Raw genomic sequence first — 23,739 nt, forward strand, 5'->3', positions numbered from 1 at the left:
TGCGTTTCTCGTCCTTTCCCACGACCGCTCGGACGCGCGGGGAGTAACGCTTTGCGGGCAAGATGGCGGGATGGTGGACGCCACCGAGCGGGCGGAGCTTCAGCAGCCAAGCCCGTCTCGTCGCGACGAGCTGAAGCGGTCGTGGTGGATCGTGCTCACGCTCGTGCCGTTCGGATGGCTCGCCTCCGCGGGCTTCTTCTACGCTGGGCACAAGGCGAAGCACAACCGCTGGAAGATCTGGGCGCTGGTCTACTTCGTGCTTGCGTGGGCCGCGACGGTTGTTGCCTCCGTGGAAGAGCTGTCGGAGCCGTGGCGGCAAGCCGGGGGGATGGTCATGTTGTTCGTCGCGTGGCCGGTTCCTTTCCTTCACGCCTTGCGGATCCGGCGCCGCTACCTCGACCGCGCCGCTCCGCGCTCAGAGACCTTTGCGGCGCAGGACGCCGGACCAACGGAAGAGTCGGAAACACCGATCGGTCGACGGGGACCGTGGCTCGCGCTGGGCTTCGTGCTCTTCACGGTGTTCGGAGCGATCATGGCGGTCACGGGCGAGGGAGCCGATCGCATCTGGGGGCTCATCACCTTGCTGTTCTTCGGAGTCGGCGGCGTTGCTGTCTACCTTCCCAAGGGAGACGAGGGACCGGGGGTCGAGGTGGCACGGGGCTCCTACCGAGGTTCGGAGCAGTGGGGGCTCGTGTTCCGCATCGATCAGCGACGGCAACGGGTCCGCTCGATCGGATCACTTGGTTTCGCGATCGCAGGTGGGTTGATGCTGGTGTTCGCGGGTGAGATCGGCGAGGAAGGTACCCGCTACAGCCCGGTGCTGCTGCGGGTTGTCGGCGGGCTGATGCTGGCGTTCTTCGGCCCTCTCGGTGCTTTGGCTGTGTTCCGCTGGCGCGCGCGGCCGCGGGTCGTGTTGTTGGAAGACGGCGTCCTGATGGATCAAGGTCACAACGTCACCTTCGTTCCCTGGGACGCGCTCGAAGACGTCGGTGTCATATCCATCTATGGAAACGACATGTTGGGGATGCTCGTCGGCGACAGAGGCCAGGTAGAGGCGAATGTGTTCGCCCGGCTCCTGCTCCCGTTGAACAGGGCGATCTCACGTGTGGACATGGCCTACCCCGTTGACACGTTCGTCGCGGACCCGCGTCTCGTGGTCGATGCGATGCGGCATTACCTGGCGCACCCAGAGGAGCGGCCGCGGCTTAGCTCCGGCGACGCACGTGCCGTGAGGCCAGGGGGCGTCACGTGATTCGCCTGGTTCTGCACCTGGGGAACGTGGGTATGCGATTTAGATGACGCGGATGAGGAGCGGGTTCCGTCTGATCCGCCAGAGCGCTCACGTGGTGCGAGGCGAGCCGGTTCTGCTGGGATTGATCTTGCTCGGCATCGTGGTGCAGGTGGCGATCTTCTTCGCTCTGTTCTTCGCCGCCTTTGGTAGGGCCCCGGTGACAGAAGACTTCAGGTTCCCCGCTTTCCTGTGGGTGGTCCCGATCTTGTTCGTGGCGGGGCTTCCGGGCTCGGTCGCTGGGGCCACCGTGGTTGCGGTTGCGATGCAGAAGCTTCAGGGGCAACCTGGCTCGGTGCGGGACGGGTTCGCTCTCGCGTTGGCGCGCTTCCCCCAGATCGTGCTGTTCAGCGTTCTCGCCGCAGGCGTCGGAATCATCATCCAGCTGATCGTCGAGAAGCTGAAGATCGGCGGCCGCTTGGCGGCGATGGTCGTAGGCGCGAGCTGGACGGTGGTGACGATGCTCGTCATCCCCGTGATCCTGTTCGAGAACGCGAACGCGCTCGAGGCGGTGAAGCGCAGCGGTTCGCTGATCAAGCAGCGCTGGGGTGAAGGCGTCACCGGCCACGCCTCGCTCGTGCTCGCTCTCATGATCGTGATGGTCCCGATCCTGATGGTGGGCGCCATCCTGATCCCCTTCAACCTTGCCGTTGGTGTCACGGTGATCGTCGGGTCGATGTTGGTCCTGATGACGATCAGCGGAGCCTTAGGTGGCGTCTTCAATGCTGCGCTGTATCGCTACGCCGCCGAAGCTCAGGTCAGCCCGCCTTTCGAACGCTCCCAGCTGGAGGGTGCCTTCGAATCCAAACGGGACCGCAGCCAAGCATCGTCAGGCCGCAAGGCACTGCGGATCGTTTGGATCGCGTTAGTGGTGGTCTACGTCGGATTGCGCCTCCTGCGGACGCAACTAGGCGGGCCCTAACACAGCGCACCGACTGACTGGAACTGGAGCGCGTCTAGTCGATCTGGAACGTTCGCCGAACCTTGCCGTCTGGATCGCTGGCGGCTCCGACGTTACAAGCCGCTACTCCTGCTGCTCGGACCAATTCGGTCGAGTCGTAGCCCTCCCATGGCGCGGGCTCGTTCAACTCCCGCCCGCCTAGCGCAGCCTTTGCCGTTGCAGGACGACCGACGAAGAGCGTCTGAGCCGTGCCTTCGTCGCAGACCTCTTCCATCCTGTATGCGTACGCGGCGGGTTTGGCGGCCCATTCGACGGAATATGAATCGCCATCTTTGCCTTCGAGATCGAGCCTCGCGGTTTGCATCGCAGGGTCCATATCGAACACGTCTTTGTTCTTGGCTCGCGCTAGCTCTGGAGCCACACAGCCGAGATAGGTACCGGTGCCGTTCGTCTTCACACGGCATCTGCCCACGCCGATGCTTGCGAATTCCTCTGGGCCGACTCCCGTGTCACCCATTACGATAGCGAAATACCACCTGAGGACCTTGGGGTTGGAGGTGGGGAAGAACCAGTTCGCGTCGGCGTAGAAGAACGCCCCTGCGCCCGGTCCACCCTCTGCGACCGCGGGCAGGGACATCAGGATCGCGAGCAGCGATAGCGCCAGCTTCCTCTTCACCCGGTCATGGTTCGACGCCCGCACCAAGGCTCCTAGACAGTCAACCGTCTCAGTCGTAGTGAGGAGCGGACGCTGGTCGACCAACTGACACCGGGAGCTTCTCCACGCACGGTTCTGGTCAAGCCGTTGAGCCACATGCCGATATCTGGAGTCATGCTCAGGAAACTGATCTCCCTAGCGCTCAGCGTGTTGATGGTCACGAGCCTCACCCTCAGCACGCCGGTTCTAGCGCGCGATGTCGACCTCCAGACTCCCGCCGTCATCCGCTGGGCCACGGTGCTGTGCAGATTCGCCGACAGCCGAGACGTGCCACACGATCAGAGCTACTACGCCGACCTGATGAAGGACGAGTTTCCGGGCATCGAGCACTACTGGGAGGATGTCTCCTACGGTCGCATCGACTTCGTTGCGCCAACTCCTCGAGGGTGGTACGAGCTTCCACGTGGCCGCGCCTACTACACGGCGAATGAACCGTGGGAGGTCCCGGAGCGAGCTCTTCGCGACTGCTTGAAGAAGGCCGAAGCGAACCTGTACATGCCCCTGTACGAGGGAGTGAACCTCTGGTTCAGTGGAGCGCTCACCAATAGGGGGTGGGGTGTCCGGCGTCCATTCCAGCTCGACGACCGATCGAAGGTCTACGGCGTCACGATCATGTCGGAGCCGACCACCTGGACCACTGACAACACCGCGCCGCAAGGGATCCTGGCGCATGAGATGGGCCACGGACTCGGACTCCAGCACTCCGGCGGCGGGCCACACGAGGAGTTCTCGTCCTACTGGGACGTGATGAGCAGCATCGGGACCCAGTGCGGCTACCAGAACCTGCCCGAGTTCTCCTGTATCCCCGTGCACCCCATCGCGTTCCAGAAGCGTCGCCTCGGCTGGATCCACGACGAGGAGGTCGTCACTGTCCGACCCGGCCAGGAGAAGGTCTTCTATCTGAAGCCACTCAGCCAGCCGGCTCTGGACGGGCTGTTCATGGCAAAGGTTCCCCTGCATGGAGACATCCCCGGCTATCTCACAGTGGAAGCGCGCACACCGACGGGTTATGACGAACACACGCTGGGCGAGGCCGTGATCCTCCACCGATGGAACCCCAGGGCAACGCAGGCGACGGGGGATCACCCTTACCTGGTGGGTAGGACCTACCGCGACGGCTCCGCGGATTGGTCGGGCGAGATGTGGGTAGCCGGCGAGACATACGAGCATCGACAGACCGGGATCAAGGTTTCGATCCTGTCTCGCACCGACGACGGACGGTTCGCAGTACGCATCACGTCCCCGTGACGGACTCTCCTTCGAGGGCACAGCGACCTGAGTAGGAGGTTCTATCCTCGTGCGTCAACATGACTAGGCGGAGGCCAAGTTGACGGCAAACTCAGTACTAAGCGCTGTTCTTGCAGCGCACACCTCGCCTGTCGATCACCCAGAAGATGTGGAAGGCGGCACCGGGATCAGCCGCTGATGTCCACTTGCGCGCTAGCTGGATCTCCCCCGACTCTTTCCGCTTGGCGTGTGCGTAGAACTTCGCCAGCTCCATCAGCGTCACGGCCCGACGGGATCAACCGACCACATGCTGAACAGCCACAACAGGAACCCGGCGTGCGTCACCAGGCCCGCGCCGACACCGATCAACACCGCCGTCGGAACGATCCTTAGACGCCACAGTCCCAGGGTGGCCACTGCGATGAGCACGAAAGGAACCCAGGTAGGGGTGGTGAAGGGAAGGATCCTGAAGAGACCCGTGATCACGAACGGCACCGAGACTGCGGCGAGGATGCCGAAGACGATCTCCCGCAGCACAGGCTTCGTCCGGGCATGCCTGTCTCTCAGCTGCTGAACTTCGCCCATCCGCACGTCCCCCCTTTGGTCCTCACGTTCTAGCAGAACACGGTTGCCGCGACGACGGTGAGCTCAGCTCCTACTATCTGCAGATGACCCTCACAACCGTGCCGCTCTGGCTCCGGCTCTGGCTCGCGCTGCAGGTCGTCTTCCTACTCATGGACCCACTGCTGGCGCCGAAGCCGGGTCCCACCGTCCAGTCTCTGGTGTGGGTCATGGTCATGTTCGTCCTCGGGTGGGGGATGTGGAAGCACGCGAAGCTCCCCTGGGTGATCGCCGTTGCCCTCGCGACGCTGTCGGTGATCGGCGGGCTGCCCGTGCTGTGGATGTGGAGGCAAGGCCTCACACAGGCGTTCGTCTGGTTGGGCGCAGGCCTCGTTCTCGGCGCAGCGGAGCTGGCGATCCTGTTGTCGCGGCCGACGCGCGACTGGGTCAACGAGGCGACCGACCGGAAGTGGGACTACGCGCAGTCGAAGTAGATCAACGCATCGGATGACACTCGAGCTCGGCGTTCGCGACCCGATCCGCTGTGCCGACGGGAGCGGTGAAATCGATGGTGAGGATGTCAGACCTCATCGCCTCCGCACTCACCAACCCTCGCGTGAGCTTCTTCAGCTGCTTGCCCGCGTCATCGCGAACGGTCAAGGTGCATTCCTGCGCGGTTGTCATGGCACCGGTCTCCCACGAGAATCTCGCGCTCGCGGTGAAGCGTCTCTGCGTTCCTGGCTGCTTCTCGATGCTCACCGGGCCGAGTTCGATCCGGTTCGTCGGGTCGTCCAACCGATCCGCAGAACATGAAATGCCGAGGCGATCTGGCACCGCTTCCACATCCAGCGAATCGAGGAGGACGCCAGGTCCTGGATCCAGAGCCAGGAACTGCTTCGTAGCACTTCCAGCCAACTCGCCCGCGTGGTTGTAGACGTCGAATCGACATTCGCGCACACCCGGAAAGCGATCCTTGAACGCGATATCTCCGCGTACCGCCACTGTTCCCGCCGTCGGATCGCCGTAGCGCGAGGTGAACTTCGTCCTCAGGTTCTTGAAGATGTAGCCGTGCGTTCGGATGGGGGGTTGCGACAACGGCGTCCATACCGGACCGGGGGAGGAGCGCAGCTCCGCCACGAGGCCTGGATGATCGTCAGGTCCGCGGTGGAAGTCGACCGCGAAGCGTTCTTCGTCATCGATCACTGACCGGAGCAACTCGGCCTCGTCGGTCCGGATGCAGTTGGCGCCGGGACTCGGCTGGAAGGCTCCCTCGGGTTCCTCTACCGGATCGAAGAACGTGATGACGGGAGCATCATCGGCGGCCCGATCGATCAGGTGAGCTGCCTTGACGTTGTCCGACAAGGTTCCCTGGAGGCAGATGGTTCCTTCCCCCGAGTTCACCTCCACCACACCACTCACCGACATGTCCTTCTCCGCGGCTTCGAAGAAGTAGCGGGCAAAGGTGGTGTGTTGTCCGACCTCGGGATAGACACGTTGCAGATACGAACCGAACGAGCGGATCAACGCCGTGGCAGCGGCTATCTCATCTTGGGTCACAGGTCGTTGTTCCGCGGTGCTGGCGGTCGACTGTGACAGCACCATCACTCGACCCAAGACGGCATGACATGACAGGAGCTGCGGCAGGCTAACGCCGCACCTCGTCCCGGGCAGCGCGTTCGGGACAGCTAGCGGCTCGAACGCATACGGCTCACGCTGCTCGCGAAGCGCCCGCCATTGGCCTTCTTCCCCCGCCAACCGCTGACGCCGCATCTCCGCCGCTGCTTCCGGCGTCGGGTGAACGAAGAAGATGACGCGTGCGTACGGGACGGGTCCGGCCATCTGAACACCGACCGTGGCGTAGTGATGATTCGTCTCAGGCGGCCCGTTCCGGACGATCGTCCTCAACGAGAAGCCGTCCTCGCTCGGTACCGCCCCGGCCAGCTCGTCGTCCGATAAAAGCGCTGCGGCGAGCTCGCTGACGCTCATCGTCGCGACGTCGGTGGCGTCGACTACCTGCGGTCGCGTGTCGCTCTGTGAGACGGACCTCTCTCCAGTACGGCTGCTCCACGCTGAAGCACCTGCGATGCCCCCGATGACGATGAACAGAGACAACGTCGTGATCGCTGCGGTGAGTCTTCTCCTGCGCCGCGCCGCCTTCAGGAGTCTCTCCTCGGCTCCGGGGCGCGGCTGTACCCTGTCGGCAACGGTCCGCAAGATCGCTCGCAGGTCGTCGTCGTGCTCACTCATCGCCTTCTCCTCTTAGGTGCTCTCGTATCGCCGCGGTTCCGCGCTGGGTCAGTGACTTGACCGCCGCCACGGTAGTGTCCATCACATCTGCGGTCTGCTGCTCGCTGAGGTCTTCGAGGTATCGAAGCGCCATAGCTGCGCGCTGTCGTTCGGGAAGACGCTTGAGTAGTTGAACGAGATCGCTGGGGTCGTGCTGCTGAGTGTGAAGCGGCTGACGATCTGTCCGCTCTAGCGCTGATCGCTCATTCGAGACCTTGCGGTAGTGGTTCTTCGAGAGGTTGATGATCGTGCGCCGAAGGTAGGCGTCGAAGTGGTCGGGGTCCCTCAGCTCGCGGTAGCGACCGAAGAGTCGCAGGAACGCCTCGTGGACCACATCTTGCGCAGTGTTGTCGTCTCCGACCAAGACGTAGGCGAGGCGCAGCGCGCCGGGGGAGTGTGTGCGGTAGAGCTCGGCGAGGCTAGGCCGCCGCACGTTCGCCCACCCGGCTACCTTCGCGGTCGAGTCGTGTTCCACATCCCTTAGACACCTCAGGTTGCAGAAAGGTAGCGCTCGGAGACCGGCGGTCCCGGGAGTCCCGTGGCGCCGGCATGGACGTTGATCGAACTGCGGCACGGACGTTGTTACGCTCGTTAGGTGAAGCCGGTGACCCAGAGCCCGCTCCTCAGGTTCCTTCGCAACGCCGACATCCGCACGGCGGCGTTTTTCTCCAGTGCCGCTCTCTTCATCGCGGGGCTCTGGGTCGGATTTAGATTCGAGCTCTGGAACCAGTACTTCCTCGAGTTCGATCTCGGCGTGTGCCCCGCTTCATTGAGTTGCGTCGCCGGAGAACCCATCGGCGGAGAGGTAGCCACGTTCGTGCTGTTATCTCTGGGAGGTGTTGTCGCCCTCGTCGGCGCCACCCTGCTCGTGCTTCGTGGTGGCACAAAAAGGGGCCGGCGTTGACTCGCGCATCAGCGCCAGTTAGCGCTGTCGTCCTTCTGCTTCTAGCGGTCGCGGCTCCGGCTTCGGCTGGCATTCAGATCACGAGGATCAACTTCAACCCCAGCGGAGCGGACACCGGCAGCAACGCCCACCTGAACCGCGAGCTGGTGATGGTGAAGAACACCGGCGAGCGCCGGACGTCGCTTGACGGGTGGAAGCTGCACGACAAGGGCAGAGGCCACGCGTACCGCTTCTCGAACATCACGCTTCGGCCAGGAGAGTACGTCCGGGTCCACACCGGCCGCGGTGATGACGGCGCCGTGACAGGTTGCAACGGTCACTGCTTCACCTACTACGACTTCTACTGGGACCTCGACAGCTACGTGTGGAACAACGACGGCGACGCTGCCACGCTGAAGAACCGGGCTGGGGATGTTGTGGACCGCTGCCGTTACGGCGCCTCTGCCTCCAGCCCAAGGCGCTGCTGAGCCGCTACAGGGAGACGATCAGGCGATGAACTGGTTTAGGGTCGGCTTCACTTCTGGCAGCAGCGATCTTTCTCGCGGAGGCTGACGCAAAGCGGTCGAGTCGATCGTTTTGGCGACGACTGGGCGCGGATGCTCTATACGTTGATGCTGCGCCCCCCGGAGTGTGACCTCGGCGGCTAATCGTCCCCAGAGGGACCGAGTGCTCGCGGAGGCAGTGAACCCTCTGGTGCAAGCGCCTTGTAGAACATCTCTCGGGTCGCCGCGACGACGCGCTCGAGATCAAATCGGTCCTCGTAGGCGAAGGCATGAGTGACGCCCGCGGTAAGGGCAGCGTTCAAAAGAAAGGCGGTCATGTCAGGGTCGGAGGTGTGCATGCGCCCCTGGCGCGTCGCCTCCTCGAAAGATTGGGCCATGAAGTGTACGAACTCATCTTCGGCGCGCGCGCCGCGCTGGCGGTGCAACTGCGGCCCCGCGTCGATCAGGAGTCGGCACAGATCCCGGTTCTCCAGGCTGTAGGAGATGAGCCCGTCGAAGACACGATCGATCGCGTCGCGGTAGTCGCGGATCGCCCCAGCCTCACGGTCTTCGATGAGGCGGGTGATGATGGCGGTGAAATGGGCTCCCAGCCCTTGGTAGAAGGCCTCGTAAAGGCCGCGCAGAACATCTTCCTTGGACGGGAAGTAGAGGTAGACGGTCCCCTTGGCGGCGCCGGCCGCCCGCGCTATGTCGGCGACCGTCGTGCTTTCGAAGCCCCGCTCGTTGAACAAGCGCAGCGCGGCGTCGAGGATCTCCTGGCGCCGCTGTTGCGGCTTTAGGACCCGCTTGCCCGCACTCTGCCCACGCGCCGTCGCCCGCTCCGTCTGAATCATCGTCACGAACGTACCCCCACCGGGCGAGCCCCGTCCCCTTACTTGACGCGGGAATGACTATGGGTCAGTATAACTGACCAAGGGTCATTCCAGCCCAAAGAAGGAGGGTGAGATGGCATCGACCGCAGAGGCGCTCGGGTGTCTAGGGAGAGCGGAACGACGGGGGGCGTCGGACGAGGGTGTGGAGCTGGAGCTTTACCCGTCGCTATGGACGACCTTGCGGGCCGCGATCGCGAACGGCCGTGTCTGGATCGACACGACCACGACGGCATTCGGTCGCGCGACCGGCGCCCGGTGTTAGGCCGGGCACGCAACGAGGCGGGGCCGAGCGCGGGAGTGGCCCCGTGGTCAGCGGGACTGGAGACAGTGACGCGCGAGCTCGCCGGCATAGAGCTCGACGTCCAGGGCGATCTGCCGTCCTGGCTGCGAGGCACCTTGATCCGCAACGGCCCCGCGGATTTCGACGCCGGTGGGCGCCGTTTGCGCCACTGGTTCGACGGGTTCGCGATGCTCCACGCGTTCTCCGTCACGGACGGCGCGGTCTCGTACAGCAACCGTTACCTCGAGACACAGGCCTACAGGGCCGCCCGCGACCACGGCCGCATAGCGTTCAAGGAGTTCGCCACCGACCCCTGTCGCTCGATCTTCAAGCGAGCGACAAGCTTGTTCTCGCCGCACCCGACCGACAATGCAAACGTCAACGTCGCCCGGCTTGGCGGGAAGTTCGTCGCGATGACCGAGACGCCGATGTCGGTGGAGTTCGATCCGGTGTCGCTGCGCACCGCAGGGATCATCCAGACCGGCGATGACCTCCCCACCAACCTGACGACTGCGCACCCCCACTTCGAGCGTGAGACCGGGGATGGAGTGAGCTACGCGTTGCGGTTCTCGCTGACGAGCACGTACGTGCTCTACCGACACGAGGCCACCGGGCGGCGCGTCCCGATAGCGCAGTTGCCCGTGCGGGAGCCGGCGTATATGCACAGCTTCGGGATCACAGACAACTACATCGTCCTGGCCGAATTCCCGCTGCTGCTGAACCCACTCAGGTTGCTGCTTTCAGGAAGACCGTTCATCGAGAACTACAGATGGAAGCCCGATCGCGGCACTCGCTTTCATGTTGTGGATCGGCGAACCGGCGAGCTCCACCGGACCGTCGTAGCTCCCCCCTTCTTTGCCTTCCACCACGTCAACGCGTTCGAACAGGAGGGTGAGGTCGTGGTGGACATCGTCGCCTTCGACGACGCGTCGGTGATCGACGATCTCTACCTCGCCCCGCTTCGGGGCGAGGAGCCCTTCGAACATGCGCTGCCTCAGCTCCGGCGCTACCGCCTCGGGCCAGGAGCGGCCGAACCGGAGGCCCTGTCACACGACCCGTTCGAGTTGCCCCGCATCAACTACACCGCGCACAACGCGCGCCCGTACTCCTACGTATACGGCGCGGGCCTCGACGCTACGAACTTCTTGGATCGTCTTGTCAAGGTGGACACAACGACCGGCGCTTCAAAGACGTGGAAGCAGGAGGGTTGCTTTCCGGGCGAGCCTGTCTTTGTGGCTGCCCCCGAGGCGGGGGAAGAAGATGCCGGGATCATCCTCTCAGTAGTCCTCGACGCCACCACGGCAACGTCGTTCTTGCTCGTGCTGGATGCAGCATCTTTTGCCGTCGTTGCGCGGGCGGATGTCCCGCAGCCGGTGCCTTTTGGGTTCCACGGAACCTTCTTCGGCGAAACGTCTCAGACGCCGGTGTAAAGGAACTTCTCTGATGGTCAAAGGAGGTCCCGAACTTCTGCGAGCTATGTCTGGTCTGTCAGGTGGACCTGACCGCAGTTGCCTTTGAAGCCCACGCGACGCATGTCGAACGCCGATCGCTAGCGGCTGGTGCCGGCAACAGGCCCCGGCAGGGGTGCCTTCCTAGAGTACGTATTGCTCAAGGACACTGTGATCCATGCCGAAGTGTTCCCATGCGGCGACGGGAGCTCGTTCCGGTGCGGGCGCGCCTGAAGGTGGTGGCTGTTCTGCTCCTCTCCGTACTCGGAAACGTCGGCGTCGCGACGGTGCCCGCCTCCGCAGCATCTGAACTCCTGGATGACACGGCCCACGTTCCTCTCGGTCGTCCCGGGATCCCCAGGGGAGTCGTTGGGGATTACCACTTCATAGAAGGATCTCCTGAGAAGACGATCCGGCGATCCGAGAAGATGAGCGAACTGCTGGGTGACGACGATGCTGAAATCACAGTTGTGGATGTCTACGAGGAGATGTGTGGCTGCCTCATCTACCGCGGCCGTGTCTATGCGATCGTGCGGAGCACCACGGCGTCGGATGCAGATGCATCTTGGCTGACCGAGACCCTCGCTCGTGACGCCGGGTGGAGTTCGGTACAGACGATCCGACGCAAGGGGACCTACCTGCAGGTGGCTAGCAACGGCGGGATGACTGTTGTCGGTCTTGAGCACGGCAACCATGCAGTCGCCGTCATGGCACTCGACCGTTCTACTGCGATACGTGTGGCTGTCGTCGCTCGCGGCGCAGCCTTTCTTTGGTGATCCTCTAAACAGTCGGCCCGCCCTCGGGTCAGGGTGGGACTTCGTCGCCACTCCGCACCTCTCCGTCGGCGGCTTCTGCTAGCTCACCCGTAAGAACGCGTAGGCCGCTTTACGAACTAATCCCCTCGGAACCCGAGAACCGCAAGCACCGTTCCATGCGTAGTCCCTTCTGAGATGTCAGCGATATCCACAGAAGGGGTGCGGACATGAAGAAGCGTTCGATCGCGGGACTCACGATCGTCATGACACTGGGCGTGGCTGTCTCGTCGGCCTCGGGTGCAGGCGCACCGGTGCGGGCCGTCGCCTACATAAACCCGGACTCTGGCGCCGCCACCGAGAACAGCAACGTGAACCCGACGTCAGACTGCGAAGCCCCAGACCAGCGAGACCGGCAGCGTCTGAGCGCGAAAGGCACCTCTGATCGCAACGTTCACGTCGATGCATGCCTCTCCGATACACAGGGGCAAGCATTCGACGGCACCGCGACGTTCGCGTCACGAGGCGCGGGCTCGATCAGCGCCTGTCCCGATCCCGATCAGGTCGTCGCGCAGGCTCCGCAGGTGATGAACGGTCCGCGGGTGGCTTACCTGCACGATCACAACAGCGATGGCCGCAACGATCACTGTCATCAAACCGGCTACCAGATGAAAGATGCGGCCGGCGACGACGAGTACCACGTCCGTGTCAACGATGACACCGAAGCGGGCCGCCAGACGGTTACTTTCTGCTTCGATCCCCAGCAGGATCCCGCCGCGGATGCATCGGGTCAGCCACAGGGGCATGGCTGTCGAGACACCGACGTCAAGAGCAGGGTCATCATCCGATGGATCCGGTAACCGTCCGCCAGCCCCCCTCGCGGCGTCAAGAACGTCCGTATCCCGCGGTAGGGCGCTAAATCCAGTCGTCTGGTCTGCCACGCCGAGCTAACGGCGGGGTCTTCGAGGAGGCGTCATAAGACGAAGGACGAGCGTTGAACGCGGGCGTGCAACAGGCGAAGCCGCTAAGACGTCTACCCATGGACATGACTCATCGAGCTAAACGGCCCCGCGCCGTCACCCGTGGATGTGCTCTTGTGGCGTTCGCTGTGGCCGTGGGTTCGCTTCCCGCGGCGGCAGCACCGGCCACGGAGAGGGGGCGCGGTGGTGAAGAAGGAGTACCTGCTCGCGTCGAGCGTCGGTTTAGATCTCGGACCCTTGTCCGTAGGCGGGATCCATTACTTCAGGCGTGTTTCGACGGACAGGTTCTTCACCGTGAAGTTGGACGACGCCTCGGGCATGCCAGTGCCCGCCATCGTCTATCAGTACTTGAGGTGCTGTGATGACAACGCCGAGCAGCAAGACGTCGAGCGCCGGGACATCTGCGGCGCCATGAATCGGCCCGTGAAACTGCTTCCCAGAACCGTGCGGATCTCGGTCGCGCCTCAAGCTGGCTTGTGCGACGAGGTTCCAGTGGCTCCGACCGCTGGAACCATTTCTGTTCGTTTCATGGCAGCTGAATCAAGATCGTGACGTCGGCGGCGAGGTCTCCGAGCTCTGTCTGGTCCGCCAACCCGAACTGACAGCGGCTGCCTTCGAGGAGGCTCGCAAGGCGGAGGACGAGCGCCGGCCGCAGCGCGGATGCAACAGGCGAAGCCCGGCAGACGTCTAACCATTCAACATGGTTATCCCGTCAACAGCACCTCATCGAGCGGCCGTTGTCGCGTGTGCTCTCCTGCCCGTGTTGGCGGCGTGCTGTGCTGACGACCCTGACCGGAGCGGGCGTAGGAAGCCTCAGTCATGAAGCCCCTGCGGAACGTCCTTCTAGCCACAGCGCTCCTCGCCGCCTTGCCTCCTGCGGCAGAGGCGCGCGCCTACACGTGTTTCGGGAAGGTCGCGACGATCGTCGGGACCCCGGACCGTGACTCGCTGCACGGAACCGAACGCGACGATGTGATCGTCGGGCTCGGAGGAGCCGACATCATCCGCGCCGGGCGTGGTGACGACCTCATCTGCGAAGGTGGCAATGGTGGGATCTCGAACGGCACCGTCTATGCGGGAGGGGGCAACGATGTGGTTATCGGAGGTCGGGGCGGCGACACCGTGTTCGGTCGCGGCGGGAGCGACCTCGTCTACGGAGGTGAGGGGCAAGACCATCTCTCGGGCTGGCACGGGAACGACCGCCTCTACGGCGGGAACGGTGACGACCAGATTGGTACCGGACACGGACGTGATACCGCCGACGGCGGTATGGGAGCTGATCTCCTCGCCTGGGAGGCGATCTGGAGAGAGCACACGGAACTATCGCGGTGGATCGTGGATCTAGAACACGGTACGGCGACTGGTTATGGATCCGACCGCTTCAGCAACATCGAGGGAGTGTTCGGGTCACCAGAAGATGACCTCCTGATGGGCAGCTCCGCCTCGGACAGGATCATCGGAAGTGGGGGCGCAGATGTGATCCGCGGACTTGATGGTGACGACCACTTGATCGGCGAAGGCGACCACGGGATGACCGGGTCGAATGACAGGATCTTCGGAGGGCGAGGGAACGACGAGATCTTCGGCGACGGAACAGAGGACGTTGCGGGAGACGACCGCCTGTTCGGTGGCCCCGGCGCAGATGTCGTGTACGGCGATTATTCCTATTTCATCGAATTCGAAGGGGCACACGGTTCCGATCTCATCGCCGGTGGGCCTGGCGCGGACGAGTTGCACGGCGACTACGTGGGCGACGAGAGCCACATCGACGATGGCGAGGGGACGACGGACGAGATCCGCGGAGGCGCTGGCCGCGACCACGTGATCGGCGGTGGAGGAGACGACCGACTCTTCGGTGGACTAGGAGCCGACGTCTTGGACGGCGACACCATCAGGGGGCACGGATGGGACGACACGCTGCACGGCGGTCCGGGCGACGATCTGCTCAACGGTGAGCTCGCCTGGCACGGTGGCGGTGAGGACCGGCTGTTCGGCGGGCGGGGGGATGATCGCCTCTTCGGTGATGTGTTCGTGCCGAACGGGATCGCCACGTCTACCCCGGAGACCTTCCGGCCCGCGGGGGATCACCTTGTCGGCGGGCGCGGAGCCGACCTCCTCGTGGGAGACGTGCCGGACGACGAGGGACATCGAGGTGCCTCAGACAGGTTGTACGGCGGCAGGGGCAATGACGACCTCCACGGGGAGGGCTGGAACGACCATCTCGACGGCAACGGAGGCAACGACCGCGCAGACGGAGGTTCGGGCTTCGACGAGTGCGAGAACTCCGAGGAGAACGTCAGCTGCGAGTGAGATGCAGAAGCTGAAGAGAGCTAACTAGCCGACCCGCAGACGCCTACGACTCGTTTCGTTGCGGCGCAGCCTCCTCGCGCTCCAGCTCCTGCTGCTTCGCGATCTCCTCCCGCACCGAGCGCGACTCGCCGAAGCTGTTGCCGGCGAGGCCTAACAGGCTGACCACGAAGCGCGCCAGCCCGTCGAAGAAACCGCCGCCCGACTCTCGCGTCATGGTTCCAGCTTAGGGGAGGGTTGCTGAGCTGGCGGGCACCAGAGCCTAGAGCCAGCTGAGGTCGAGGAATGCCCCACAGGAGGAGCTCCGGGCGCCGCAAATGAAGTGCTGGCGCTACGGGCGCTACTCAGTTGCCGGGTTCCCGGTCCCGTCCCCGCAGTAGGGGTCGCCGTGTGTCGGCTGAACCCAGAGATGACCCTTCGCTTCGCAGAGCCAGCGGTACCTGTCGTTCAGGTCCTTGTTCAGCAGTAGACCGGCAGCGACCACGACGGCAACCACTGCGACACCAGCGAGAAGCGCTCGTAGAGGAGTCATCGATGTCATCGTCGCGCAGGTCGAGAGGCGCGTTCGACCCCACGTGCTCATCAGGAAACTGGCATCATCGAATGCATGGCGACCACTGAGGCAGCTGCGGGTGTGGAAACGCCCCCCGGAGCTGGAATGGATATATGGAGCGGCAGCGCGAGGAGCTGGTTGGTGCCGACCCTCCTCGGCGCCATCTTGATGTACAACGCCGCACGAAGCGGCTTCGCCTTCGCCTATGTCTTCGCGCTCGTGATGACGATGGTCGTCATCCACTTCTGCTCGGTGCACATGCGCGTCGGCGCCGACTCGATCGAGTACGGCTTCGGGATGTGGATGTCGCCGAAGCGGACGATCAACTACGACCAGATCAACAACGTGGAAGTCATAAACGTGAATCCGTTGAGGTACGGCGGGTGGGGCTTGCGTGGCTCGAGACACGCGATCGCGCGGCGGGGGCCGGGTCTCCTACTGAATCTCGGCGGTAGCCAAGCCGTAATCACCACCGATGGTGCAGACGAAGCGGCCGACCTGATCCGCCAGCACATGACGCGTACGGCAGTGACCCCGTCGGGCAACGGCTAGCTGGTATGTCGTCCGGACGGCGGCTCCAGCCGGTCCGGGTTCAGTAAGCTCGCGGCATGCGGCGGGTAGTGGTGTCGGTCGTTGCTCTTGGGCTGTTGTGGGGAGCGCCTTCGGCCGCTCTTGCCGACCGAGCAGGGGTACGCGACGCCGAAGACACGCCTGGGTTGTTGGACATCCGGTCCGTCTCGCACGGCCATGACAGTCGCGGGCGACTCGTTCATACCGTCCGGACGTTCCCGGAGTGGAAGACGAGGGCACTCCCTCGCACCGACGAGAACTATGTGGGGTTCGTCTTCGAGTCAGGTTCTGGCGAGTTCGGAAGCGATCGCTTCGTATGGGTTCGCCGCTCCGATCAGGGACGTCTGTACGCCGAGCTCTATCGAGTTGAAACGCACGCTAACGGCGAGTTCCTCCGTCGGGTCCCCGTCTGGCGACCGAATCGTCGCTCCGTCACTATCGCCATCCGTCCCCGTTTCCTAGGAACAGAATTCGCAGACGGGTATCGCTGGCGCGCCATCACCAGCTTCGAAAAGGGAGCAGACGGACCCTGCCGTCGAGACAGGGAAGCATCTAGCTTTCCCACAGGGCACTGTACCGACGCGGCCCCGGAGTACGAACAACAGGGGCTGGCGCACAACCCCTGACGGAGGCTCGGAGTCCGCGGCGCGCTCGGTGCCCTGCGCCCGACGCATCCTGGAGCCACTCGGGGGCAGGGGCGATAACATCTCTGTTATCATGAGTCAGCGATGAACACCGCCACCACCCTGCGTAACGCCCGCCGTGCCGCCGGCCTCACCCAGCGTGAGCTGGCCCGCCGCGCTCGGGTCGCCCAGCCGGCGATCGCCCGGATCGAATCTGGCGGAGTGGTGCCCCGCGTCGACACCCTCGAGCGGCTCCTGCGCGTCTGTGGTCACGGCCTCGAGGTCACCCGCCGCGCCGGGGCCGGCGTCGACCGCAGCGTGATCCGCGAGCTGTTGCGACTCACCCCCCGCCAGCGTCTCGACCTAGCGGTCACGGAGGCGCACAACCTCGATCGTCTCCTGCACGACACGCTGTGAGGGCCTTCGACCCGCTCGGCGCGCTGCGCACCCTGATCGCCTACAAGGTCGACTTCGTTCTGATCGGCGGTCTCGCCTCCCGCCTCCACGGCTCGCCCACGGTCACCAACGACCTCGACGTCTGCCACGATCAAGCGCCCGTGAACCTAAAGCGCGTCGCTCGAGCGCTTGCAGAGATGGAGGCGCGACTGCGACTCCCCGACCCGGCGGAGCACATAGAGACGCCGCTCGACGCAGGGCTGCTAGCCGCAACCGGCAACCTCACACTGTCGACCGACTTCGGGGCGCTGGATCTCCTCGCTCGTCCCGCAGGCACCGACGGCTACAGCGACCTCATCCGCGGCGGGGTCACCCTGAAGCTCGGTCGGGGGCTGAGCGTTCGCGTCGCCAGCATCGACGACCTCATCAGGATGAAGCGCGCCAGCGCTCGCCCCAAGGATCTCATCGAAGTTGAGATTCTCAGCGCCCTACAGGACGAGACGGAGCGCCGAAGCCCTGATCCCGGCGGCCACCATGTCGGCCGCGTCGATTCGGAAAGCTCAACCGAGATGTGACAGAAGTTCGTCCTCGGCGCCATAGTCGAAGAGCGAGCCGTAGTACTTCTGCGCGTTCGGTAGTACTTCCGTCCAGTCTGATTGAGCGGTCGCCGAGAGGAGCCACTCGCATGTTTCCGTTAAGGCATCCTCGTACTCGACGCGGCCTTCATACCCCAGTTCTTCTTTCGCTTTCCGGATATCAATGACAAACGGCCCGGGCGAAGACCACGGAGTTTCGCCGATGGGTTCTTGGGGTGAGGGACCTTGGAGCAGTAGCTCGTCCCACTCGTGGTCCAGCACCTTGCTAACGGCAAAACCTATCGAGCGAGCGGTCTGCGGTTGTGGGTCAGCAGCGTTCACTATTCGAGTCCCCGGGGTGTTTGCCGCGAGGCGGATGAGCTCTGCGAGGTTGCGCGACGCGATGACGGAAACTGGTGTCGCGCCTTCATAGGCGAGGACGAGGTGGCGTCGGCCATCGCGGACTCGCTTGACGAAGAACCATTCGCGAGAACTCTTGTCGCCGACGCCGTAGATCATCCCCGGTCGGACGATCGTGACCGGTACCTTCGCGTCCGCGAGTAGCGCCTTTTCGATCGCTACCTTCTTCGTTGAGTACGTCGCCGAACTGGCCTTCACAGTCCGCTGTGATTCTGGAATGGGCTGGGGAAGATCTGGGAAGTGGTCGGGCGTGTCGGCGTCGTCCATCGAACGCCCGTGATCGTCTGCATAGACCGACATTGTTGAGACCACGATCACAGCGCCGATCCGATCACGAAGCTCGCTGAGCTGCCGAGCGGCCTCGGGTTCATACGCGACGATGTCGATGAGGGTGTCGTAACCGCTGCGAACTATGTCGCGCAGTGATGCAGTCTCTCGATCGAACAGGACATGCTCGACCTCGGCCGCCCATCTGGCGTCCGCCGGGATACCGCTGCGGCTAGCGACCGTGAGCTCCCACCCGGCGGCGAGCATGTCGGGAACGAGCGCGCGCCCGATCAGGCCGGTGCCGCCAAGAACGAATGCCTTCTTTGTCATGCGTGGGAGCTAACCATTGATCGACCCGGGCGGTAGCCGCCGGATAGTCCGTCCTTCTACCCGGGAAGTGAGAGGTGCGTTGGGACTCTTTGAACGCGGGAAGATTGAGCGATGGACATCTTCCTGGAAACCGAGCGATTGGTGCTGCGCCGGTTCACCGAGGCCGACGTCGACCACCTCTTCGAGCTCGACAGTGACCCCAGCGTCATGCGCTACATCAACGGAGGGAAGCCCACTCCGCGCCACGAGATCGAGAACGACATCCTCCCGGCCTTCCTCGACTACTACGACCGGTTCGAGGGATATGGGTTCTGGGCCGCCATAGAGAAGTCCACCGGGGAGTTCCTTGGCTGGTTCCACTTCCGACCCAAGAAGGGGGCTAGCCTCGACGAGCCCGAGTTGGGTTACCGGCTGCGCAAGTCGGCCTGGGGCAAGGGCTACGCAACAGAGGGGTCGCTTGCGTTGATCCGCAAGGGCTTCACCGAACTCGGCGTGCGGCGTGTGGTGTCAGAGACGATGGTGGTGAACCCCGCCTCTCGACGGGTGATGGAGAAGGCGGGGCTCGAGTTCGTGCGGGTCTTCCATCAAGAGTGGCCTGATCCCATCGAGGGCGACGAGCAGGGCGACGTCGAGTATGCCCTTAGCAGGGCCGAGTGGGAGCGCCGGCAGGAATATCCTCGGTAGCTCCCGAGCGTGTCTCTGCTTCGTGCAAGCTCCCGCCTCGCGGCATCCTGAACCCGCTGCCAGTGCAACGCGGTCTGTGCCTGAGGGCCCCTGCGGCGGCAACCGGGTAATCCCTCCCCACCCGGCACGTTGCGCCCAGCTTCGGCCGGGGTTCGACGCGTGATCTAGAGCGGCTTCACTGCGTGTGCGTGACGACTCGATCAGAGGCCAATCTTGAACAAGCTTCATCAGCCTGCGACTGCGACCAGATCGCTGCCAGCGAACAGGACAGTTCCACCACCGAGCTCGTCGATCAGCTCGTAAGGCTCGAAGAACCTCTTGAATATGGCGTAAGTGGACCCGTCGGCGAGGCTGCGCTCCTCCCAGTCGGTCTCCGAGATCCTGTGACCCGGTGCCGCATCGACGATCACCAACTCCTTTGACACGCGTCGCGCCTCACTCAAGAACTGGGCGGCCTCGCTCTGTTGAAGGTGTCCGTAGAAATTGGCGCTGAAGACGCGGTCGAAAGAGCCGTCTTTGAAGGGCAGGCGTAAGGCATCCGCTCGCAGGAAACTGCAGTTTCGTGCTTTTGTCCGCGCCAGGCCGAGCATCGTCTCGCTGTGGTCGAGCGCGACCACGGCACCCGGAAGGTGTCGAGTTAGGAACCCGGTGCCGCAGGCGACGTCCAGCGTTGTGGCGGGACGCAGTCTTCTGAGTGCGTCTAACAGCGCGCGCTGCTCCCGGCGCTGTTCGTCGGAGGCGTCCGGATGCTCCCATGACGTCGCGTCGTATTCAGGAGCCCTGCGCTCGTAGTACTCCTTCATTCGGCGTGACTGTATCTAACGACCGGTCGGCGCTCTCGAGTCCGCGGCTACATCCGGGTCGACCAAGCTGTGGTCGGTGACTAGCTGGTGTGGCGAAGCTCCGGGACTCGGTCGTTCTCGTCGTGCTGCGCTGCGACCCCGGTGCGTGGCGTGAACCGAGCGGCGTGATCCTTAGCTGATCAAGACTCCGCGCGTGGTTCCGGAGAAGGATCCTTGGAGATGTCGTACTCCACCCCGAAGCCCAGGAGACGCTTGACCGAAGACGCGAACTCATCTGGGCTCACTCCTAGTCGGACCCCGAAGCCGACAGCGATCCACCAGACCGCGAGCGCTCCGATCAACCCGAACCCACCACCCTCTGCTATGGCGTTGATCGCGATGAACGATCCCGCTATGTAGAAGAGGTACGCGACGCGTCGGCGCATCACAGGATCGTATAGCCCTTGGTGTGCTGCCCTGAGGGGCCTTGTTCGAGGTGGATGTGAAGATGCCTCAGTGGTATCTGTCGTCGTCGGAATCGCGCTGGGACTCGCAGCGCGCCTCGTTGACGATGTCGCGCCCCGCTGGGTCGGCAATGTCGGAGCTGTCTGGTTCCTAGCCGGCTTCCTCGTAGGCCGTAGGCAACGGTCTCTGCGGAAAGGAGCAACCGCAGGCGCGCTCTGTCTCCTCACTGCAACACTGGCTTACTACGCCTGGCGGATCGGCATCGACCAGACCATCTCGCTGCGCTACCTCACGCGCGTCGGTCTCTTTTGGTTGGTAACGGCTGTAGTGGTGGGAGTGATCTCAGGGATCGCCGGCGCCAAGTCCCACCGTTGGTCGCTCGCGTGGGGAGTGGCCATCGGCGTGCTCGTCGGTGAAGCAGTCGCGGCCGCTTTACTCGCTCAGCGATGGGAACAGGTGGCTCTTGAAGCAGCGGGTGGAGTTGGCCTCTTCTTCTATTCGAAGCGTCCGCTGGCCAAGATCTTCTCCTCGACGGTAGCCACTGCAACCCTCGTGGCGATCGGTGCCACTATCTATCGGGTGCTCCTCCGTTGACTTGTTAGGCGCTGGACCGGACGCCTGCGCCAGTGGAGCGAGGTGTTGGGTCTGTCTCGCTAGCTCAAGGAACCCTCGCGACCAAAGGCGGCTTCTTGGTGCGGGGGGGTCGTTATCCCGCGTTCCGGACGATGGGGAAGCTGACCGTGCCACTGTCCGGCAGCTTGTCCACGCAATAACGGATTCGGCAATCGACGCTGGGCTCCACCCGCAACGGCCTTTTCCAGAACGTCTGGAACTCTGCGTCGTAGCGGCGGCTGTCTGGATAGAAGAGGTATTCCGGGATCACGAACGAGACCGTTCGCTCGTCCACCTGACGAACGTCGATCTTGAGAGGGGAGCAATCACCGCAGTCGACCATGTCTTCCATCAGATAGGCCACGAGGCCACGGTTGTCATGCCAGTAGATCTCGCCCTGCCATAGACCTGAGCACCGACCTGGGTAGCAGTCGCTGAAGTCCGGGTCCTGCTCGTAGAGATACATCCACAGATAGAACTCCTGCGGATCGAAGCTCTCATAGGTGCGGACCGTGTGAACGAAGTGGATGCCGCCTGGCGTGGGCTTCACCTTCCAGCGCATGTACTCGATGTCCAGCTTCCCGGAAGTGTCATCGCGGTCCGAGTGAGTGACCTTCGTTGGCGCCGCCTGCGAGGGGACGGATACAAGAGCGGAGGCCAGCAGCGCTAGTGCCAGGCAAGTCATCGTCACGCGCTTCATGAGTGAGCTTTCTCCCTCTCCCCGGTAGGACCTTCACTACGCAGACGCCCGACATGCTTCAGACGCTGCATCCGTCGGTCACATCGGCGGAGAGAAGGAGGTCAGACCAGGGCTCGGCGCCAACAGCAGCACTGCGATGAGTACGCGCCTCACTCGACCGTGAAGCCCGCTTGTTCCGATCGGCACCCTGTCCGAAGTAGGGGATCTAGGGCTGCCCCGCCGGTCCGCCTCAGGCGTGCTTGCGGTAGAGAAGCGTGTACCGGTCGTACATGTGGCGACGAACCTTCGAGCACGGAAGGATGGCGTCCGCCGCTGTCCGGATCTCCCGTAGCGTGTCGTGCCAATCGGCAACAACACCTCCTGATCGTCTCAGTGGTGCTTGGGTGTGGTGTCGGACGACGCCGACGGGCAGGTCGAGCAATCCCGTAACCGCGGCGTAGGCGTAGTCGAACGCGGTGGCGAGCTTGTAGAGGCCGAGGACGGCTAGGACCCCGTGTGGCGCGAGCAGCGAGCCCAGCCGCTCAAGCCCAGGCCGCAACGGCATGTGATGGAGGGCCGACAGGCACGAGACGAAGTCGAATGCGCCGACAGGAAGGTCTGCCTCCAGCAGGTCAGCCTCGAAATACTGAACGACGGCCCCTCCCGGCGCTGAGCGCGCTGTACTGATCATGTCGGCATCGCGGTCTATGGCCACTACTTCTGGAACCTTCTCCGCGACGCGCGTGGCAAAGAGGCCGGAGCCGCAGCCGACATCAAGCGCCCTCTGTGCTCCGGGCGGTATCTGTTGAAGCAGGAACCGGTGGTAGTGGATGTTGTGGTCCCACATCATCCACTTCGGCTTCTGCGGAACCTTCATTGACGCGATCGTAGCCATATGGGCGGCCGCGCGACCGGTTGCTGCGCACGTTCTGGTACGGGTATGACCTGGCTATATCGCGGCTGATAAACAGTCTCCGTGGCGGACACCAGACGAGACCTCGCCGCTCGGCGCGCATCGTTCTTGACTGAGGGCAACGGGTACGAGCGGTATCGACCCGGTTATCCCGAAGCGGCAATCAAGTGGGTGGTTCATGGCTCGCGTCAGCGGATCGTCGACGTTGGCTGCGGGCCTGGGAACCTGACGGTTCAACTGGCGGAGGCAGGTCACGAGGTTGTGGGGGCCGATCCGTCGACTGCCATGTTGGGCACAGCGCGGAGGCGAGGTCTGAACGTCGTCCGAGGCGTGGCCGAGGCGCTCCCATTCGTTGACGCATGTGCTGACGTGGTCACGGCCGCAACCGCCTTCCACTGGTTCGACCACGAGCGCGCGGTCCTTGAGATGCGCCGTGTTCTGCGGTCGGGGGGCCGCGTGGCTCTGCTGACGAACATGCGCGACGAGAGTGTCCCTTGGGTTCGGGCGCTGTCGCAGATCATCGGCAGCGAGGCCGCGATGGGTGTGACGTTGGGCGGCGCAGACGGAATGGAAGAAGAGTTCACAGCGACGCTTGAACGCCGTGGCTCATTCCGCTCGACGCAGTGGCGGATCTTCGACCATGTGCAGGAATTGACGCCAGAAGATCTGGTCGGCCTCGTCCGCACCCGCAGCTATATCGCGATCCTCCCACCCGAGGAGCGGGAGCAGCTGCTCGAAGGCGTCAGGGAGCTGTGTCGGACACATGTAGACCTGCGCGGCAAGAGGTCGTTCGTTCTCCCGTACAAGACGCACGTTTGCCGTTCGGGAGCGTCCTAGTCGATAGTT

Annotated in this window: 32 protein-coding genes; 19 read left to right on the forward strand and 13 right to left on the reverse strand. The window is 63.6% G+C overall.

All coding sequences use genetic code 11. From position 1 onward, the window contains the following. The first annotated feature begins 70 nt into the window (after positions 1–70). On the forward strand, positions 71–1,252 hold the full coding sequence (locus M3N53_06395; GenBank protein ID MDP9067958.1) for a hypothetical protein: 1,182 nt from the start codon (positions 71–73) through the stop codon (positions 1,250–1,252). Positions 1,253–1,295: 43 nt separating this feature from the next. After that, positions 1,296–2,210 carry a DUF6159 family protein gene (locus tag M3N53_06400; GenBank protein MDP9067959.1) on the forward strand — a complete coding sequence of 305 codons (915 nt, stop codon included), beginning with the start codon at positions 1,296–1,298 and terminating at the stop codon, positions 2,208–2,210. A gap of 34 nt (positions 2,211–2,244) precedes the next feature. On the opposite strand, the gene M3N53_06405 is transcribed toward M3N53_06400, so the two are convergent. Beyond that, positions 2,245–2,865, reverse strand: a complete 621-nt coding sequence (locus M3N53_06405; protein MDP9067960.1) for a hypothetical protein — start codon at positions 2,863–2,865, stop codon at positions 2,245–2,247. A gap of 153 nt (positions 2,866–3,018) precedes the next feature. On the opposite strand from M3N53_06405, the gene M3N53_06410 reads away from it, so the two are divergent. After that, a complete protein-coding gene (locus M3N53_06410) occupies positions 3,019–4,152 on the forward strand; it encodes a hypothetical protein (GenBank protein ID MDP9067961.1) in 1,134 nt (377 codons plus the stop codon). A 97-nt stretch (positions 4,153–4,249) separates the two neighbouring features. On the opposite strand, the gene M3N53_06415 is transcribed toward M3N53_06410, so the two are convergent. Together M3N53_06415 and M3N53_06420 are read right to left on the reverse strand one after the other, a co-directional pair. Further along, on the reverse strand, positions 4,250–4,414 hold the full coding sequence (locus tag M3N53_06415) for a hypothetical protein (protein ID MDP9067962.1): 165 nt from the start codon (positions 4,412–4,414) through the stop codon (positions 4,250–4,252). Next, positions 4,411–4,716 carry a hypothetical protein gene (locus M3N53_06420; GenBank protein ID MDP9067963.1) on the reverse strand — a complete coding sequence of 102 codons (306 nt, stop codon included), beginning with the start codon at positions 4,714–4,716 and terminating at the stop codon, positions 4,411–4,413. Before M3N53_06420 ends, M3N53_06415 begins: the two co-directional genes overlap by 4 nt. A gap of 83 nt (positions 4,717–4,799) precedes the next feature. Between M3N53_06420 and M3N53_06425 the strand changes: the two genes are divergently transcribed. Further along, positions 4,800–5,186, forward strand: coding sequence for a hypothetical protein (locus tag M3N53_06425; protein MDP9067964.1), 387 nt, complete (start codon positions 4,800–4,802; stop codon positions 5,184–5,186). A 1-nt stretch (position 5,187) separates the two neighbouring features. Here the strand turns inward: M3N53_06425 and M3N53_06430 are convergent, their stop codons facing one another. Next, on the reverse strand, positions 5,188–6,939 hold the full coding sequence (locus M3N53_06430) for a hypothetical protein (protein ID MDP9067965.1): 1,752 nt from the start codon (positions 6,937–6,939) through the stop codon (positions 5,188–5,190). Further along, complete coding sequence (locus M3N53_06435) at positions 6,932–7,453, reverse strand: SigE family RNA polymerase sigma factor (protein ID MDP9067966.1); 522 nt, start codon at positions 7,451–7,453, stop codon at positions 6,932–6,934. The genes M3N53_06430 and M3N53_06435 overlap by 8 nt, the downstream gene beginning before the upstream one ends. 120 nt (positions 7,454–7,573) lie before the next feature. On the opposite strand from M3N53_06435, the gene M3N53_06440 reads away from it, so the two are divergent. Then, complete coding sequence (locus M3N53_06440; protein MDP9067967.1) at positions 7,574–7,882, forward strand: hypothetical protein; 309 nt, start codon at positions 7,574–7,576, stop codon at positions 7,880–7,882. Further along, complete coding sequence (locus M3N53_06445) at positions 7,879–8,349, forward strand: lamin tail domain-containing protein (protein MDP9067968.1); 471 nt, start codon at positions 7,879–7,881, stop codon at positions 8,347–8,349. The genes M3N53_06440 and M3N53_06445 overlap by 4 nt, the downstream gene beginning before the upstream one ends. A 176-nt stretch (positions 8,350–8,525) precedes the next feature. On the opposite strand, the gene M3N53_06450 is transcribed toward M3N53_06445, so the two are convergent. Next, complete coding sequence (locus M3N53_06450; protein MDP9067969.1) at positions 8,526–9,218, reverse strand: TetR/AcrR family transcriptional regulator; 693 nt, start codon at positions 9,216–9,218, stop codon at positions 8,526–8,528. A 112-nt stretch (positions 9,219–9,330) separates the two neighbouring features. Here M3N53_06450 and M3N53_06455 point away from each other — a divergent pair, with 112 nt between their 5' ends. From M3N53_06455 to M3N53_06480, 6 genes are all read left to right on the forward strand, one after another. Further along, the gene (locus M3N53_06455; protein ID MDP9067970.1) at positions 9,331–9,519 is read left to right on the forward strand and encodes a hypothetical protein; all 189 of its coding nucleotides are present in this window, start codon (positions 9,331–9,333) and stop codon (positions 9,517–9,519) included. Positions 9,520–9,554: 35 nt separating this feature from the next. After that, positions 9,555–10,967, forward strand: a complete 1,413-nt coding sequence (locus M3N53_06460; GenBank protein MDP9067971.1) for a carotenoid oxygenase family protein — start codon at positions 9,555–9,557, stop codon at positions 10,965–10,967. A gap of 257 nt (positions 10,968–11,224) precedes the next feature. Beyond that, on the forward strand, positions 11,225–11,761 hold the full coding sequence (locus tag M3N53_06465) for a hypothetical protein (GenBank protein MDP9067972.1): 537 nt from the start codon (positions 11,225–11,227) through the stop codon (positions 11,759–11,761). Between the two features lie 206 nt (positions 11,762–11,967). Next, a complete protein-coding gene (locus M3N53_06470) occupies positions 11,968–12,597 on the forward strand; it encodes a hypothetical protein (GenBank protein MDP9067973.1) in 630 nt (209 codons plus the stop codon). Between the two features lie 303 nt (positions 12,598–12,900). Beyond that, a complete protein-coding gene (locus tag M3N53_06475; protein ID MDP9067974.1) occupies positions 12,901–13,269 on the forward strand; it encodes a hypothetical protein in 369 nt (122 codons plus the stop codon). Positions 13,270–13,536: 267 nt separating this feature from the next. Next, complete coding sequence (locus M3N53_06480) at positions 13,537–15,027, forward strand: hypothetical protein (protein ID MDP9067975.1); 1,491 nt, start codon at positions 13,537–13,539, stop codon at positions 15,025–15,027. Between the two features lie 43 nt (positions 15,028–15,070). Here the strand turns inward: M3N53_06480 and M3N53_06485 are convergent, their stop codons facing one another. Together M3N53_06485 and M3N53_06490 are read right to left on the reverse strand one after the other, a co-directional pair. After that, positions 15,071–15,241 carry a hypothetical protein gene (locus M3N53_06485; protein ID MDP9067976.1) on the reverse strand — a complete coding sequence of 57 codons (171 nt, stop codon included), beginning with the start codon at positions 15,239–15,241 and terminating at the stop codon, positions 15,071–15,073. Positions 15,242–15,364: 123 nt separating this feature from the next. Then, complete coding sequence (locus M3N53_06490; GenBank protein ID MDP9067977.1) at positions 15,365–15,556, reverse strand: hypothetical protein; 192 nt, start codon at positions 15,554–15,556, stop codon at positions 15,365–15,367. Positions 15,557–15,718: 162 nt separating this feature from the next. Here M3N53_06490 and M3N53_06495 point away from each other — a divergent pair, with 162 nt between their 5' ends. The 4 genes from M3N53_06495 to M3N53_06510 all read left to right on the forward strand — a co-directional run bounded on the left by M3N53_06495 (position 15,719) and on the right by M3N53_06510 (position 17,741). Then, complete coding sequence (locus tag M3N53_06495; GenBank protein ID MDP9067978.1) at positions 15,719–16,129, forward strand: hypothetical protein; 411 nt, start codon at positions 15,719–15,721, stop codon at positions 16,127–16,129. Between the two features lie 56 nt (positions 16,130–16,185). Further along, on the forward strand, positions 16,186–16,773 hold the full coding sequence (locus M3N53_06500; GenBank protein ID MDP9067979.1) for a hypothetical protein: 588 nt from the start codon (positions 16,186–16,188) through the stop codon (positions 16,771–16,773). Between the two features lie 102 nt (positions 16,774–16,875). Beyond that, positions 16,876–17,187, forward strand: a complete 312-nt coding sequence (locus M3N53_06505; protein ID MDP9067980.1) for a helix-turn-helix domain-containing protein — start codon at positions 16,876–16,878, stop codon at positions 17,185–17,187. Next, positions 17,184–17,741: a hypothetical protein gene (locus M3N53_06510; GenBank protein MDP9067981.1), complete on the forward strand. Its 558-nt coding sequence runs from the start codon at positions 17,184–17,186 to the stop codon at positions 17,739–17,741. Before M3N53_06505 ends, M3N53_06510 begins: the two co-directional genes overlap by 4 nt. On the opposite strand, the gene M3N53_06515 is transcribed toward M3N53_06510, so the two are convergent. Beyond that, positions 17,727–18,758 (reverse strand): NAD-dependent epimerase/dehydratase family protein, encoded by a 1,032-nt coding sequence (locus tag M3N53_06515; protein ID MDP9067982.1) that lies wholly within the window; start codon positions 18,756–18,758, stop codon positions 17,727–17,729. The genes M3N53_06510 and M3N53_06515 overlap by 15 nt on opposite strands. Positions 18,759–18,869: 111 nt before the next feature. Between M3N53_06515 and M3N53_06520 the strand changes: the two genes are divergently transcribed. Further along, entirely contained in the window at positions 18,870–19,442 is a 573-nt protein-coding gene (locus M3N53_06520; GenBank protein MDP9067983.1) for a GNAT family N-acetyltransferase, read from the forward strand. A gap of 227 nt (positions 19,443–19,669) precedes the next feature. On the opposite strand, the gene M3N53_06525 is transcribed toward M3N53_06520, so the two are convergent. Beyond that, a complete protein-coding gene (locus M3N53_06525; GenBank protein MDP9067984.1) occupies positions 19,670–20,245 on the reverse strand; it encodes a class I SAM-dependent methyltransferase in 576 nt (191 codons plus the stop codon). A gap of 179 nt (positions 20,246–20,424) precedes the next feature. Further along, a complete protein-coding gene (locus tag M3N53_06530) occupies positions 20,425–20,670 on the reverse strand; it encodes a hypothetical protein (protein ID MDP9067985.1) in 246 nt (81 codons plus the stop codon). 70 nt (positions 20,671–20,740) lie between these two features. On the opposite strand from M3N53_06530, the gene M3N53_06535 reads away from it, so the two are divergent. Continuing rightward, a complete protein-coding gene (locus M3N53_06535) occupies positions 20,741–21,283 on the forward strand; it encodes a DUF6518 family protein (GenBank protein ID MDP9067986.1) in 543 nt (180 codons plus the stop codon). 112 nt (positions 21,284–21,395) lie between these two features. On the opposite strand, the gene M3N53_06540 is transcribed toward M3N53_06535, so the two are convergent. Both M3N53_06540 and M3N53_06545 read right to left on the reverse strand, forming a co-directional pair. Next, entirely contained in the window at positions 21,396–22,001 is a 606-nt protein-coding gene (locus M3N53_06540) for a hypothetical protein (protein MDP9067987.1), read from the reverse strand. Positions 22,002–22,230: 229 nt separating this feature from the next. Next, a complete protein-coding gene (locus tag M3N53_06545) occupies positions 22,231–22,857 on the reverse strand; it encodes a class I SAM-dependent methyltransferase (protein ID MDP9067988.1) in 627 nt (208 codons plus the stop codon). Between the two features lie 99 nt (positions 22,858–22,956). On the opposite strand from M3N53_06545, the gene M3N53_06550 reads away from it, so the two are divergent. Further along, positions 22,957–23,730 carry a methyltransferase domain-containing protein gene (locus M3N53_06550; protein MDP9067989.1) on the forward strand — a complete coding sequence of 258 codons (774 nt, stop codon included), beginning with the start codon at positions 22,957–22,959 and terminating at the stop codon, positions 23,728–23,730. The last annotated feature ends 9 nt before the right edge of the window (positions 23,731–23,739 follow it).

The sequence above is a fragment of the Actinomycetota bacterium genome (assembly GCA_030776625.1).
Lineage (GTDB): Bacteria > Actinomycetota > CADDZG01 > CADDZG01 > WHSQ01 > MB1-2.